Genomic DNA, 15,122 nt, shown 5'->3' with positions numbered 1-15,122 from the left:
ACTACAGGCTATGAGTTCGACCACCTCAACGAAAATAAAGCACAAAATTGGTAAAAAATCTCTCGATACCGAACAATTAGGTGTTGTCAAAAATCTGACACCGTTTGAGGATATTACTCATTTAGCCGGGATTGCAAGTATCTCGCTTGCTGGTCGTAGAGATATCGGCGCACTTATTCTCCAGAAAAAAGAGGATATTCAAATCAAGTTCTGCTTTGACGTACAGGGAATTCACCCGTCCTTGCCCGAAGAACAGATTCTCCCCATTTTTGAAAATATTGAGGGCGGACTCAAAGAACTTCCCGAACGAGAAACCTTGACAATTCATCTTGGTTCGTTCACTGATGACTTTCTCCGGCAGCAGGAACTAAAAAAGATAGAGGATAAATGCGATCTAGAGCAATTAACTTTATTAGTGCGATCGGAACGTCTGCGAGCAAGAGAACTCACTGAAGCAGGAACTCGTAAAAATAAGTTTTTACGTTTCTGGTGTACCTATAGTGTCTTGGCTTCTGAAGACAGTCGCTCAAATGATGCGATTGAAAAAACTATCAAACAATTGCAAAATGCCTGGTTCAAATTTACTGGTCAAATTCACGGTGTTCGGCAAGAACGAATCGAAACAATTTTACGGGATAGTTTTACCTCTGGGTTTCAACGGTGGGAACAACTTTTTACTAACTCAATGGGGCTTTCAGTACGAGCAGTCACAAGTGAGGAAGTATGGTCAATTCTTTGGAGTCAGTTTAACCGTAGCGATGCACCCAAAGTTCCCAATCCCCTCATATTAGATGAAGAAGGGCTTCGAGAAGTTCAAACCAGCGATTTCCATATTCGCCACCTGATGCTGGAGAACGAAAAATCTGTCCCGTTTCTCGATCGCAGCTGGGTAAGACTACAAGACAAGTATATCGGTGTCCTGCAATTTAGCGAAAAGCCCCAAGGGTGGGTAGACGAATACGCCCAGCTTCGATACCTCTGGGAGGTAATATCCAAAGAAAAAATCTCCGACACCGAGATTATCTGCCAGCTATCTAAAGCCAACCAAGGGTTAGCAAAAACTGCCCTTCAACGGATTACCAAACAGTCAATTACCTCTAGCGCGATGTCTTCTGAGAAGGGATCAATTGACGTAAAAGCCAATATGAACATCGAGGAGGCAGTTAAGGCACAAGAAACTATCCTCAGAGGCAGTCTCCCGATCCATACTGCTGTTGTTTTTTGTGTTCATCGTCATAGTCGTCAAAAACTCGATGAGGCTTGCCAATATCTTTCTAGCTGTTTCTTACGACCTGCCGTAGTTGATAGAGAAATCGAGTATGCCTGGAAAACATGGTTACAATGTGTACCTATTGTCTGGGAAAACCTACTTACAAGACCCTTTAACCGTCGCCTCCCCTATTTCTCATCAGAAGTTCCCGGACTCATGCCGATAGTTAGAACGGCTACGGGAGATAAATCCGGGTTTGAGCTAATTGCTGAAGAGGGAGGAACTCCAGTACATCTCGACTTGTACAAGCAGCACAAAAATCTCGCCATTTTCGGTACTACCCGTGCTGGTAAATCTGTCTTAGTAGCAGGTCTATTAACACCTGCCTTGGCTCAAGACATTCCCGTAATTGCACTTGATTATCCCAAACCCGATGGTACTAGCACGTTTACTGACTACACCAAATTCATGGGAGAAGAAGGGGCGTATTTCGATATTAGTAAAGAATCTAACAACCTATTTGAATTACCAGATTTAAGGGGGTATGAACCTGAACTTATTAAGGAAAGGATGACCGATTTCAAGGAATTTCTGAAATCAACATTAATGATAATGGTACTAGGGACAAACCCTGTAGGGGTAAGTGCCACAATGATATCAAATATCGAGAGTATCATTACAATCACAATTGAAACTTTCTACAACGATGAGGATATAAAACTTCGATATAAACTTGCACTAGAAAATGGAGTAGGAACAAGTGAATGGGCAGATATTCCCACACTTAAAGATTTCTATAATTATTGTTCGCCTGGGTTTATCAAACTCGATTCAATCACCAATAATAGTAAAGAAATTCTTGATGCCCTTGACCAAATCAGATTGCGATTAAAGTTCTGGTTAAACTCACGAGTTGGACAATCAATCGCCAATCCATCTAGCTTTAAAACTGATGCCCGACTACTGGTATTTGCATTGCGATCGCTTGGGAGTGAAGCTGATGCCGCAGTCCTTGCCCTTAGCGCTTATTCCGCAGCATTACGTAGAGCTTTATCATCCAAAGTATCAATATTTTTCTTAGACGAAGCGCCGATTTTGTTCAGTTTTGACAGCATAGCCGAGCTAATTGGTAGACTCTGCGCCAACGGTGCAAAAGCAGGTATACGAGTAATTTTATCTGCCCAAGAACCAGAAAGTATTTTCCAAAGTAAGTCTGCCTCCAAAATATTTGCTAACATCACGACCCGCCTTATCGGTCGGATTCAAACATCAGCTGTTGACCCATTTGTTAACAGGTTTAAATACCCTTATGAAATTATCTCACGCAATAGTACCGAAGCATTCTTTCCAAAACGCGAAAGTATCTACTCACAGTGGTTACTTGACGATAATGGCAAACTTACTTTCTGTAGATATTACCCTGCTTATTGTTTACTTGCAGCAGTAGCAAATAACCCGAATGAGCAAGAATTACGCACTCTCTTCCTCAATAAATATGCTGATAACCCAATGCTGGGTATGGTGAGATTTTCTGAGGCATACATACAGACACTTCGGGGAGATGAGTTAAGCCAAGAAGCACAACAATTACTGGATAACAATAACAATAGGCAATTAAAGCCAGCATAAATTATATAAGACAAACTAACAAATAATCTGGACTGGGAAAAACAAGAATCAATAAATCATAGAAAAGTGGCTTAAATTTAATTGCCACATTGGTTATTTTATCCACCGAAAGTATGAAACCAAAGTTCAAGTTTACTAAGAAAGGAGTAATAATCGGGTCAATCATTGGTCTGGTTACTTTACTCGGTACAGCACCCAGTTATGCCTTTTCAATTGACGATTTTTTCAAGGTTTTAGGCAAATTCAATAACTATTTTGAAGAAACCAAAAACGAACTCACCGCAGCAGCTAATGAATGGGGTGGGATGAAAGGCGAAGCTAAAACTGCTATTCAGACTGGCAGTATGGATATGCCAGACCCAGTAAATTCAGCCGAAAAGCTCAAAGAGCAACTCAAGGAAAAGGGTAACTGGAATGAAAGTAACACAGTTGAAGGTGCTGTAGGTGCAGCTAACGAACTGGAGAGAGAAACCACCCGCGCCACAATCGCCAGCGTCTTAGGGGAAATCGGTCAGGAACGTACCAAAAATGAAATAGAAGCAACTGAACAAACTGTAGCTGAGGCCAAAGAACTTGCGGAATCTGCACAATCAATGGATGCTTCACAAAACATTCTCAAGGTAATTGCTGCCCAAAACTCGCAAATTGTCTCAATGTTGGGGCAATCCCGCACCGACGGACTGCAAGCACGGCACGATGTCCAGCAAACTAACCTGATGCTATCTCAACTTGCCGAACAGGGGGCAAGCGATCGCCGTCGTCAAAACCTGATGATGGACGGTATCAGCGCCCAGTACATCGAAATCAGCGGGTTTAGTAGTCTCAAAACTACTGCTGGGCAATAATTCACCCTAATTAGTTGGTCATCTCTGCAATTGAGATGACCAAACCTTCACGCCTGTTAACCAAGTGCTATGTTAGAACACCTCATAATTGCAACCGACCCATTTTTTGGACAAGACATCTTAGAAAATGCCGCCGCTGGAGCGCAATTAGTAGCTGAAGGTTTCAATGAACTTTGGCAAGAAACCCTCAACGGTAGCTTGTATGGCTCGATGTGCAAAGTTGGTCAGTTTTTTGCGATCGCAACTCTCACCCTTTTTATGGTTGAGTTAGGCAAAAACTGGATAAATCAAGAGGATATGAAAGCTCTCTCCAGTTGGATATGGCCCATCCTGGTTATCGGGCTACTAGCTAACAATGGCACTTTACTCAGAAGTGGAACACTCGCCATACGAGGATACATTAATACTGTCAATAGTGACATTCTTGAGTTTACTGCTGCCGGAGCCAACCTAGAAGTAGCATTCAATCGCGCAGTTGGCAATATTGCCCTCCAGCAGCAAGTAGGGGCAGCAATGGAAAGATGCCGCTCAATCCCTGGTAACACGCAAGATTCAATCACCTGCTTGCAACAAGCAGAAGCAGAACTCAAAACCTCTGCGCCCGATCTATTCAAAGGAGAAGCCCCCGATAGCGGTAGTTGGGAGTTTAACCCACTTCAGGCTTTATCTGATGCCAAAGATGCGCTCGACGACCTCTCCCCCGGTCAAATTGCCGAAAAGATTGGTAATTCTATCACCAGTACAATCGGCTCAATGATCACCGGATTTGTTGCAGTCATCCTCCTCGCTCTCAATAACGCCTACCAGTGGGGTATCGAATTCACGATGCTTTTAACTGCCCTACTTGGCCCGTTGGCAATAGGCGGTTCACTACTCCCCTTTGGCGCAAAACCTATTTTCGCTTGGCTAACTGGTTATTTCACCGTTGGAATGGCAAAACTTTGCTTCAACATGATTATTGGTTTGTGCGGACAACTTATTGCTAATTCCGAACAAAACCAACCGATGATATTTCTCCTTTTTGTCGGATTGGTTTCTCCTATCCTTTCATCTGCATTAGCCGCAGGTGGTGGAATAGCCGTTTGGACAGGATTAGGTAAAACAGTAGCATTTGGCTCTGAAATTGCAGCAGGAATCGCTACTGGTGGAGCAAGTACAACTGCAACGGTTGCTGTCAATGCCACCAAATTTGTTAGTTCCAAAATTAAAGTTAAAAAGTAATTAGTCAGAATTCAGAATTCAGAAGTCAGAATTCAGGAGTCAGCTAAGACATTTCAATATTTGATAGTTTGGCAAAAAGCACCTCAGTTTGTTTTATTAGTATATCAATTTACCAGTAAGTTCCCTAAATCGGAAATATATGCTTAAACCTAAGTCTAAATCTCAACCAGCTCGCCTTCTCAGTTATGGTCAATCTACCTCTACACCTATTGCAATGGCAATCACCATAACAGCAGGAGGAACTATTCTATCTATCCTATTGCAAATAATAAATATTGGCATGAGTTCTAGCACAAATCATCATGTCAAAGGCATGACGGTTGTTCAACTCCAAGATGGCTCCATTTCACCTGGTAAATTTGCTGCTCCCAACGAACGCGAAGATGAAACTATCAAACGCTTTATCTCAGATAGCATGATTAAAATGTTTGGTTGGAACGGAATAATCGAAGCAACAGAGAATGGCGAAAACGTTACCAAACCTGATAAAGGAATAGATGTTCAAACAACAAAAAATAGTAGAAAAAGAATTCCGACTAGAGCTTGGGAAGCTGCATTTGCACTATCTGAAAATCAAGATTTTCGGGCAAACTTCCTCAAAAAGTTAGCAGAAATTGTCCCAAATGGTGTATTTAACGGTGAAGTTCAAGTCTCACTCGTCACCCGCCATATCTCTGAACCCAGAAAAATCAAGGATGGAAAGTGGGAGGTTGATTATATCGGCACGCTTGTAAGCTTTGATAGAAATGAAAATCAAGGTAAAGGAATCGCCTTTAACAAAACAATCACTGTCGAAGCTATCGATACTCCCAAGTTACCAGCCAAGCCAAACGAACTTGATAAAAAAATTTATTTAGTACGAGAGCCAGGTTTAGAAATTACTCAAATTGTTGATTATAATCTCGGCAAAAAAGAAAATAATTAGTAATTAGATACAAAAATATGTTGCAACTACAAGATGAGGCTTCAAATAAGCATGAATTATCTTCCGTAGATAGTCTTTTACCAATTGAGAGTAAAGATATAAAACCTGTAGAAGATGAACTGGAGGGTTCACAATATGAGGTAGCTGAAGAAGACGATCTGGAAGTAGAAGACCCCGCATTAATACAAACTAAACACGATTTTGTCACATCCCCCTGGTCAAGATTAGGAATTATTGGTGGTGCATTCGGTGCTGGGTTCCTAGTTATATTTGTTGTCCTCAACGGCATGATGAATGGGGGTGGTAAAAATGCCAAAAAACCAGAAGTAACCCCTACCCCCACTCCCACGGTTGCCGCATCTGAGAAAAAAGATGGGGATGTTTATGCCAAGCTTGCCCTTGCCAAGCAACAGGAAGAACTTGATGCACTAAATGGTAAAGGCAAAACGGAAGACAAAGAAGAGAAAAAGGAAGGTACTGAAGAAGAACAATCTAAAAATAAAGAGAAAACACGTTCTATTCGACAACGAAGGGTAGTCGCTCAAGAAACTCCCCCTACTTCCAGAAGACGTGTATACCGAGAAGAAGCACCCGAAACTGTTAGACCAAGACGTAGAGAAGTCGCTTCACAGCCAATACCACCCCTGCGTCCTAGCGCTCCTCTGCCAAAATTTGCCAAACAAATAGTTGCCAGCAACCAGAGTGTCGCCAAAGACCCAATAGCCGAACTCGAACGCCTGCGTAGCCTGGGTTCGGTTGGTCGGGTTGATTATATGTTAGCCAGTACCACTGTAAGTGAACCTACAAGCACAACAGTACAAGAAGTTACAGCTAAAACTGAAGAAACATTACGCTCAGCAGAACAAAATACCAGTCGCTCCCGTCGTCGCCGTAACCGCCGCAGCGAGAATACCGAAACAGTTACCAACACTCCCAGTCAAATTGAAGAACTACGGCCGCGTTGGGAACCTGTAAACACAAACGACAGTACTCCAGAGTATAGCAATACTGGTGACGAAGAAAACAATCAAGCCGTACCAGTTATTTATAGCTTCTCAGTAGAAAAACCACAAACTAGCTCAGAACTTGGCAAAGAAAAAACCGTAGAATCCAGTTTTGCTGGTAATAAAGAAAACAATCTCCCTCAGCAAGTCGAACGAGTTGCAAATAACTACCTGCCAGAAGAAGCACAGATACTTCAAGAAACACAACCACAGTATCTAGTTGTCGGTTCGTTTGCAAGTGCAACCCTCGTAACTCCGCTCGTTATGCCCCAAATCAACAATAACGGTCGTTCCCAAGAGCAGACAAATACATTACGGTTTGTCGCCCAGTTGAACGAGCCGCTTTACAGCAATACTGGCGAAATAGCCATTCCAGCAGGAACACAGGTAACTATCGCTATGATTTCGGTTGATAGCACATCAGGCGTGCGTGCCGAAGTCACGGCTATTCTCAAAGATGGAACTGAATACCCCATATCACCCGGAACGATATCAGTCCTGGGAAAGGCAGGTTCCCCCCTAGCCGCCAGGCCCTACGACGACAAGGGATCTGAAATTGCCAAGTATGATGCCACTTTGGGGACAATAGCTGGTATTGCCAAGGTAGGGGAAATTATCAACCAGGCGGATGAAGAAGTCACAGAAGATTTGCCTTTAGGTGGGACAAGAACCCGCAGCCGCAATAACAACCGCAACTTGGGAGCTGCCTTCCTTGAAGGTGCCTTTGGCAAACTTGGCGAAACAGTCAGCAAGCGGACAGAACGTGCCACCGACGAAATCAACCGCCGTCCCAATGTCTGGTATGTGCCTAAAGACACCAAAATCACAATCAAAGTCGATAGGTCAATCAAGCTGTGAAACTCAGATATATAGCCGACTTTAGTTTAATTATCCCCTGCGCGATCGCCTTTAGCGGGTGCTTCACCATCACCTCCGTGTTTGCACCAAACCAACTTGTACTAGCAAATACTATCCGTCAAGTTGCAGCGTCCCAGGTGTCAGGGGAAAATGCCCAATTGCAGACAGTTAAGGTCTGGCCTGGACATGGGGTATCAATATCGTTCTACAACACCAGAGAAGTCATCAAGAAAATCTGGCTGGATGACCCATCTAGGTTTGTTTTTGATGTAGACGGATGTCTTGAAGGCTTGGGTAAGTGTTCTAGTAATAGTACGGGTGCTGGACTAATTCATATTCGCCGCATCGAGACAGTCAAAATCCCCGGTTTACCACAAGCTTCTTACGGGGCGCACATGACGGTGATTACTGAATCTGGGTCAACAAGGAAAAGCTATCATTTTCGGATTGTAGCGGGCAGTGGCACACCAGAGTACAGCCAAATTGAAATTATTGGCGATACTCCCAGCAAACCTGAAGAAGTAAAACCAAAGGTCAGTTACACGGCATTATCTGATAGCAGACATATCGCTAAAGGAATGCAAGTTGCCTTAAAAAACCAGTGGGTTACTACAGATAGCAAGCTTTGGAAGCGTCTGAACCAACTTGTGGAGTTGCGATCGCAAGGAGAGGAACTTGTTGTCGCCGCCAGCACCACCGGAGTATCAATGCAGTTGGTTGAAAAACTCATGCTGCTAGGTGGAAAGCGCTTCTTAGAAATACCGCCACAGCGCAATAACCCTCTAATAACACCAAATACAGGTAAAACAAACTTTCTCTTGAATCAATAATTTTTAAATAACCACTGATGTATAACGAAAATTTGACCTCCAACAACCAAATTTTAGATATCACAACCGAGGTAACTGCGATCGTACCAGTGAGAGCTGCAAGTCAGGAAACTACTCACAACAAAACCAACCGAGCGCTTGAGTATCGGATGGAAAAATTTAATAATTTACGCTACCTGATGGTAGCAGGACTTATTGCAGGACTTGCCCTACACGGGTTAATCCGGTTTGGAGGTAGCTACAATATCGGCAGTCTCCTATTCGGTGAGAAAGCAGTAGCTCAAACAGTTCCATCGAAGTATTCAAATTTGAACACTTCGATAGATAAAACAAAACAAACCAAACAGCCACAACCCGTCGCAACTAAATACGTCAACGGCGCACCTACTCCTGACTGGAGTAGTATCACGTTCAAAAATATGAAATTTGGTGGTGCTGGCAGCGTCGAATTTCCTAATATCAAAAACCCTGGTATGAAGGAGACACGCACCTGGAGTACCGGACAAAGCCTTGCTGAAGTCATGGAATTAGGTGATTTTGAAGCAACTGAGTTCAATATTGAAGATTTTACGCTTGAAGATATCGCCAACATCACGGGAATTAACCTCAAAAATCTCAAACTGTCAGATTTTGAAACACTCGATTGGCAAACACTTGAAGACCTCGCCGAAGCAATTCCTAATTTAGAAGATTCAGAAGTCGGAGCCATCCCACCAATTCAAGAACTAGTGACCAAAGTTACAGGCAGCACCGCAAGCTACCAAACTGTTGGTGAGGTGCTGGACAATTATCCCAAACTGGGAGAAGTGGAACTTGGTGAGTATGTCAAACTCGATAAGTATAAACTAACCAGCATCCCCGGTATTCAGGATGCAGAGCTAAAGGACTTTACTAACTGGCAAAACACAACAATTAGTAAGGTTCCGGGATTAGCAGATGTACCGTTTGATCAGTTCCCCAGTGTTCCCATCCCCGATGTTAGCTTTATCGGCAAAGTAGACTTACCCCTCGGTTCGCTTGAAAGCGGACGCTGGAAGTCAATAAGCGGTAGCTATCAAGCTGGGTTTAATGTCCCGTGCGAGAAAAAGTGTGGTCATATCGAAGTTTCAGGCAGTGAGACTATCGTTGGCGCACAATGGATGTCCGGCAAAGACCAAAACGTTAAAGGCGGATTCGGCATCTTGGGCAGCCTCAACGGTGGGAAAGAACCCACAGGTCGTCATCCCTTTGGGAAATCATTTAAACAAGTCATCTGGGACATTAACGAAGCCGACGGCAGTATCACCACCGCGATGTTCTTCCGTATCTGCAAGCGGGGTTGGGTTGATTTGGGCTGCTCGCCCTACTTCATTGGCCCTGTTCCCTTCTTCACCTACCGCGAAATAGACCCAATTATTCTTGGTACACCTCTCACTGTACCGAAGAAGTAAAAAGGCAATCATAGAAGAATTTATCCCCTTGCTTTTAACTTTTGACTTGGAAAATACACCCCACACAACTAATGGAGAAATATGCAACTTCACTTCATCGCATATTTCTTCGATTTCCTCATGCCAAATTAACACAGATTAATATGAATAATTATCTGTTTGCAACTGCTAAAACTAAAACTGTTAGAGAAGTAAAAGCTGCTCATAAAAATAGCAATACTGACTTTAGTAAATATACAGATAAGCTCATGTCACCTCAAGGTTTACTACTTGCAGGGGGAATTGGCTTATTGTTGCTTTTACAGCTTTTTAGTAATGGCAAAAAAGGCAAGCTTGCTACTAGCTATTGGGGTGGAGCAAAGGAAACTGCCCAAGCTAAGAAAAAAGCCTTGAAGCAAATCTTAGCTCCTAAGTGTGATAGTGCAAGTCTGTATATCGGAGTACATAGATATAAGGGTCAAAAATCACCCAAGGGGAGCGGGGGAGTACCAGTTTATGTACCCGATGTCCAACGCGGAACTGCTGTAATTGGCGCACCTGGTAGCGGTAAATCATTCTCGGCTATCAACCCGATGATTTACTCAGCAATTGACCAAGGCTTTGGTATAGTACTATACGATTTTAAGTATGCCAGTCAAGCCAAAATCGCCAGTTATGCCAAATCAAAAGGGTATGACGTACACGTATTTGCACCGGGATTCCCCGAATCGGAGGTATGTAACCCAATCGATTTTTTACGCGACAGTAGCGATGCTGAGACTGCACGGCAGTTAGCTACGGTTATTAACAAGAACTTCCGCCTGTTGGGTAATGCGTCTGAGGATGCATTCTTTGGCCCTGCGGGCGACCAGTTGACGCAGGCTATTTTAATGCTAACTAAAGAGTTTGGCGATCGCGCTGATATTATGACGGCTGCGGCAATACTTTCCAGCGAGAAGATGGTCGAACGCTTGATGGCAGCAGCACTAAACCCCTGGATTAAGATAGCTTTTGGTCAATTATTTAGTTCGGCTGGCTCTGAAAAAACCGTGGCGGGTATCGCTGGTAGCGCTTCATTGATGTTCACCCGGTTCATGGCAAGGGGTACATTGGGATGCTTTGTCGGTAAAACAACCCTCCCCCTGGAGGTAAAACGCAAACAGATGATTATCTTCGGGTTAGACCGCGAACGCCGCGATGCTGTCAGCCCCCTGATGACCAGCATTCTCCACATGGTAGTTTCCCGCAGCATCGCCAAAAAACGCAAGGAAGATGGCCCATTAATAGTATGTCTTGACGAGTTGCCAAGTATCTTCCTTCCAGATTTATTTAAATGGCTTAACGAATCTCGTTCCGAAGGATTCTGCGGTATCCTGGGTTGGCAAAATATGGGTCAGCTTGAAAAGATTTATGGTAGGGAAATCTCTAAAGCCATCCTCGGTGCGTGCGGCACAAAATTTGTTTTTAATCCTGGTGAAGAAGAATCTGCCAGATTATTTTCTGCATATTTAGGTGAAGAGGAAATTAAATATAAACAAAAATCTCGCTCAACTGGAGGGGGTAGGGCTAGCACATCTATCAGCGAACAAGAACGGACTCGGAAGCTATTCGAGCCTGCCCAATTCCTCAAATTACCACCTGGTAAATGTCTACTTATTAACCCTGCTTATAGTAATAAAAATGAGGGTTCAGTACCAATATTAAAAAATATCAAAATCCCGAAATATATTATCGGACTCGAACAAGAAAACGATACTAACTGGGATAAAGTCATTAAGGAGCTTGCTAGGAAAAGTACCCAGAAAAAACCCACACAAGAAGATTTAGATTTGCGAGTCAAGGAAGTAGATCGGAAGTTTCCTATCCCACAAGCACCCGTACAAGCAGGCAATGCACCGTTACCTGTTGATGCGTACAAGAGCTTTTTCTAAAAATGATACAATGTAGCGTCAAAGACGAAAATATCACTCAGACAAAAATAATTAAGCTAATAAATAATTATCACCAACAAGGTCAATTAATTAGTTCACATCAAGTAAATAGCAAGAATGCACATTCAATTATTAGCTCTTTTGAGGAACAGTTTATCCTCCGACCAAGAGTGAAAATTCATGGGCTACATAGACAGATTGTCATCGATAAAATTGAGATAGAAATAAATGCTAACAACTATGGTGAATTAATCAAACATCATGTAAATTTAATTGGTTTTGAACAACAACAATATGTTGCATATCTACTTCCTTATCAAAGAGTAAACATACATATTATTTTCAACCGTGCCACAGGAAGCCAAGGAAACTTAATTGACATTAGTTTCCCTCAATATAGTATGTGGAATTCAGAATATAAAGTTAAACTCTCTTACGAGGCAATTATCAATGAATATTACAGAGCAGAAAAACAACAACTTGAGTATAGAAGAGATATTGAACGGAAAGTTAGACGACTTATTGAATATTCTGAAAAAGTCACAAACTACGACATACAACTCGACAACGCTATTAATAGAATTAACCAAATTCTTAGAAAAATGGCATAAAACTTGTGAGGATATTAATGTACAGCACCAACAAATCAATCAAGAAATATTTATAGCAAAAGAAAAACTAACATCAATGGAAGTTAAAATATCCAGACTAGATGACAAGCTAGAAGCAATGTTAAAAATTATTGCTAACCAAAGCGAACAACTAAGCGAAATAAATCAAAATTTCAAAAATAGCCAAATAGAACTAAGTCAAAACAAACATCAAAATGGAAATTCAACCTCTCTATCACTTGAAGAGTTTAAAAATTTTATTTAATAAAACTACCTCACATTCAGTCAGATTCCATAAAAAATTACCCATTTCAAAGTAAGATATGTTTGACCCCAGACAAACTCAAATTAATGAATCATATTTAAATACATCTGATACTGCAATTAAAACAAGTCGGGAATTAAGTAAAACCCTCATCAATGCACTGACTAAGATAACTAAAGTAATTCTCGAAAAACTCAAAGAAGCTCAAGAAGCAAGTAAAATTGCAGTTGAAGTTGGCAAAGACATTTACAATCTTGTATCTGATGAATCTACCCCTGGTGCATATAAATGGGAAAAGGTAGATTTAACCAGCCAAAGTATAAAAAGCAATCAAGAAACTAATATTGTGTTCATGCCAGATGTATTAATAGAAGGTCAATACACAATAGAAACTGAACCTTTTACAGACTATCAAGCACAAAGAATTGCTGCCAGATTAGTAGAAGATGTACCCAATTTAAATAGTGATTATCAGCAAACAAGTGAGATCGCTCTGAAAATTACAGCTTATCTGGAGTCAGAGGGTTCAGAAAAACAAATCGTTATCTATGAACAAGATAGCGAAGGTAAATGTACAACTAATCTCGTCACTGAAATACTTACCCCAGATGAAATAATAGATGTAGCAAGTGAACCACTGATTAAGCTACTACCTCCATCTGCTGAAATTATTGAAAATTCTGAAAATACAAAAGAGTTATTATCTGATAATGAAAATTTCACTGCTATAGAAGTAAGTCCACTGTTAGATGAGAGTCAGCTGACTATAAATAAGTTACTACAAGATGAAAACAGCGAAAACAGTTCGCCCATAACTCAAGAAATAAACTCATCTGTTGAAATAGAAGCAGATGAGAGTTTTGAAGATGATGTGGTAAATAATCTTCAAGAAGAAATCGCACAGTCCAAAGAAACTCTTAAAATCAGAGAGATAGTTGTTAGTAACTACCAATCTCAAGATAAAACTGAAGGAGAGGTAAACGAAAATGCAACTCGCAATCAGTTTTTTGGACAAGAGCCAGAGGAGCTAGAAACTAATAATCGAAACAAATATGCACCTGAATTTAGCTATCAAGAAGTAGCTAACTCCCAAGGTGTAGAGTCAGCAGCGCAGCAGTGGGCGCGTCAAGTTGAAGTACCTATCTATCAAATTAATAATAAACAAGCGCGGGAGGAACGCTACAACGGGGAAAATAAAGACATTGCTGAAACCGCGATCGCAATGTTAAAAAAATACGGCACTCTTGAACAAGATGGGTCACGTATTTACCGTAGCGATACATTTGTGATTCGCCAAGAGGGAGACACTGTTAGCATTCACCGCCGCAGTGATGAACTATTTGGGTGGGAAAACTCTTTGATGGATTTTAAACTCAACAAAAAAGAGGAACCCAAAATAACGAAAAAACCTACAGAGATGTTACCTATTGAACGTCAGGAGTTTCTCATTGTGGCAGAATACTTAGGCGACAATGGCAAGCTCCCTGACCTCAACAATGCCGATATCCGTGATGTAGCAAATAGCTTGGGAAGTCTTGCACCCGCTGGCACGATTAAAACCTTGGAAGTATTTAAACAAAACGAGATATTGCACACCCTTAATAATGTCCTCATCCAGGCTGATAAGGAAGAACTTACGGTAGGTGAATTTACCATCAAGCGATCGCGCGACCCCGAAAATAATCGAGCCAGCCTGCAATTATTTAAAACTACTGAAGAGAAAGGTACTCAGGAACTTGTCCGGTTTGACCTAACTAAAATCGAAGCTGGGATTACTAAAGAAGTTAGTAAGATGAATATCTCTGACTACGACATCAACCAAGTCAAGTTTATTGCCCAGAACGCCAGCAAACTCAACTTGGAACAAATCTTTGGTAACGAACAATCTACCCCCGCAACCGCAGGCGCACACAAAGAACGAGTCATACAAGCAGCTGGCGATCTGCCTGTCAAAGTTCACCCCTATATCGCTGAGGAATGGGCGAACATGGTCAAGCATGGTAGCCCTGACTGGGGAAAGGCAATGAACCAGGGTAATGAAGAGATTCTTCAACGGATAAATGAGAATGACGGCAAGTTACCAATTGCCGACCAGAGGGAGATGTACTTCAAGATTTTAAACCATAAGACAAATGAAGCTGAAAAGAAAGGAGAAACAGTCGTCGATTTTGTTCCCCTCAAAGACATTATGAGCGACTTACAACAATGGCGAGGGGAAGAAATTCGGCAGAAATATACCCCAACTGAACACATACCCTCCCCTCAACGGCAAACTGTTGCGGCTGCATCTAAAACCAAGTCGGGAGAAGTTGAGTTGTAAACTAGGTATTACCAAGTTGTCTAATACAAAGTTTGCAAAGTCGCATTGAAAATATAAAAACTTG

At 41.9% G+C, this 15,122-nt stretch carries 10 protein-coding genes and 1 pseudogene; all 11 read left to right on the top strand.

What is annotated here, in order from left to right:
- Window positions 1-10 precede the first annotated feature (10 nt).
- Window positions 11-2,839 carry a hypothetical protein gene (locus CDG76_RS26530; RefSeq protein ID WP_094351879.1) on the top strand — a complete coding sequence of 943 codons (2,829 nt, stop codon included), beginning with the start codon at window positions 11-13 and terminating at the stop codon, window positions 2,837-2,839.
- A gap of 113 nt (window positions 2,840-2,952) precedes the next feature.
- The gene (locus CDG76_RS26525; protein ID WP_094351878.1) at window positions 2,953-3,684 is read left to right on the top strand and encodes a hypothetical protein; all 732 of its coding nucleotides are present in this window, start codon (window positions 2,953-2,955) and stop codon (window positions 3,682-3,684) included.
- A gap of 69 nt (window positions 3,685-3,753) precedes the next feature.
- Window positions 3,754-4,905 (top strand): hypothetical protein, encoded by a 1,152-nt coding sequence (locus tag CDG76_RS26520; RefSeq protein WP_094351877.1) that lies wholly within the window; start codon window positions 3,754-3,756, stop codon window positions 4,903-4,905.
- A 30-nt stretch (window positions 4,906-4,935) separates the two neighbouring features.
- Window positions 4,936-5,046, top strand: a pseudogene (locus CDG76_RS26515) (four helix bundle protein); the annotation flags it as partial.
- Window positions 5,045-5,830 (top strand): hypothetical protein, encoded by a 786-nt coding sequence (locus CDG76_RS26510; RefSeq protein ID WP_094351876.1) that lies wholly within the window; start codon window positions 5,045-5,047, stop codon window positions 5,828-5,830. The pseudogene CDG76_RS26515 and the gene CDG76_RS26510, both read left to right, overlap by 2 nt.
- Before the next feature lie 17 nt (window positions 5,831-5,847).
- A complete protein-coding gene (locus CDG76_RS26505) occupies window positions 5,848-7,692 on the top strand; it encodes a TrbI/VirB10 family protein (RefSeq protein WP_094351875.1) in 1,845 nt (614 codons plus the stop codon).
- On the top strand, window positions 7,689-8,522 hold the full coding sequence (locus tag CDG76_RS26500) for a hypothetical protein (protein ID WP_094351874.1): 834 nt from the start codon (window positions 7,689-7,691) through the stop codon (window positions 8,520-8,522). Before CDG76_RS26505 ends, CDG76_RS26500 begins: the two co-directional genes overlap by 4 nt.
- A gap of 17 nt (window positions 8,523-8,539) precedes the next feature.
- The gene (locus CDG76_RS26495) at window positions 8,540-9,952 is read left to right on the top strand and encodes a hypothetical protein (RefSeq protein ID WP_094351873.1); all 1,413 of its coding nucleotides are present in this window, start codon (window positions 8,540-8,542) and stop codon (window positions 9,950-9,952) included.
- Between the two features lie 143 nt (window positions 9,953-10,095).
- Window positions 10,096-11,862 carry a type IV secretory system conjugative DNA transfer family protein gene (locus CDG76_RS26490; protein ID WP_094352090.1) on the top strand — a complete coding sequence of 589 codons (1,767 nt, stop codon included), beginning with the start codon at window positions 10,096-10,098 and terminating at the stop codon, window positions 11,860-11,862.
- A 450-nt stretch (window positions 11,863-12,312) separates the two neighbouring features.
- The gene (locus CDG76_RS38630; protein WP_143854179.1) at window positions 12,313-12,738 is read left to right on the top strand and encodes a hypothetical protein; all 426 of its coding nucleotides are present in this window, start codon (window positions 12,313-12,315) and stop codon (window positions 12,736-12,738) included.
- A gap of 58 nt (window positions 12,739-12,796) precedes the next feature.
- Complete coding sequence (locus tag CDG76_RS26475) at window positions 12,797-15,058, top strand: hypothetical protein (RefSeq protein WP_094351871.1); 2,262 nt, start codon at window positions 12,797-12,799, stop codon at window positions 15,056-15,058.
- Window positions 15,059-15,122: the final 64 nt, after the last annotated feature.

Source organism: Nostoc sp. 'Peltigera membranacea cyanobiont' 210A (assembly GCF_002246015.1).
Taxonomy (GTDB): domain Bacteria; phylum Cyanobacteriota; class Cyanobacteriia; order Cyanobacteriales; family Nostocaceae; genus Nostoc.
This window is presented reverse-complemented; position numbering and strand designations above follow the sequence as displayed.

What these genes read in the sequence shown, in the direction of transcription:
- CDG76_RS26525 (WP_094351878.1), top strand. Translation starts at nt 2,953, where the DNA reads ATGAAACCAAAGTTCAAGTTTACTAAGAAAGGAGTAATAATCGGGTCA.
- CDG76_RS26505 (WP_094351875.1), top strand. Translation starts at nt 5,848, where the DNA reads ATGTTGCAACTACAAGATGAGGCTTCAAATAAGCATGAATTATCTTCC.
- CDG76_RS26520 (WP_094351877.1), top strand. Translation starts at nt 3,754, where the DNA reads ATGTTAGAACACCTCATAATTGCAACCGACCCATTTTTTGGACAAGAC.
- CDG76_RS26495 (WP_094351873.1), top strand. Translation starts at nt 8,540, where the DNA reads ATGTATAACGAAAATTTGACCTCCAACAACCAAATTTTAGATATCACA.
- CDG76_RS26475 (WP_094351871.1), top strand. Translation starts at nt 12,797, where the DNA reads ATGTTTGACCCCAGACAAACTCAAATTAATGAATCATATTTAAATACA.
- CDG76_RS26510 (WP_094351876.1), top strand. Translation starts at nt 5,045, where the DNA reads ATGCTTAAACCTAAGTCTAAATCTCAACCAGCTCGCCTTCTCAGTTAT.
- CDG76_RS26490 (WP_094352090.1), top strand. Translation starts at nt 10,096, where the DNA reads ATGAATAATTATCTGTTTGCAACTGCTAAAACTAAAACTGTTAGAGAA.
- CDG76_RS38630 (WP_143854179.1), top strand. Translation starts at nt 12,313, where the DNA reads ATGAATATTACAGAGCAGAAAAACAACAACTTGAGTATAGAAGAGATA.
- CDG76_RS26530 (WP_094351879.1), top strand. Translation starts at nt 11, where the DNA reads ATGAGTTCGACCACCTCAACGAAAATAAAGCACAAAATTGGTAAAAAA.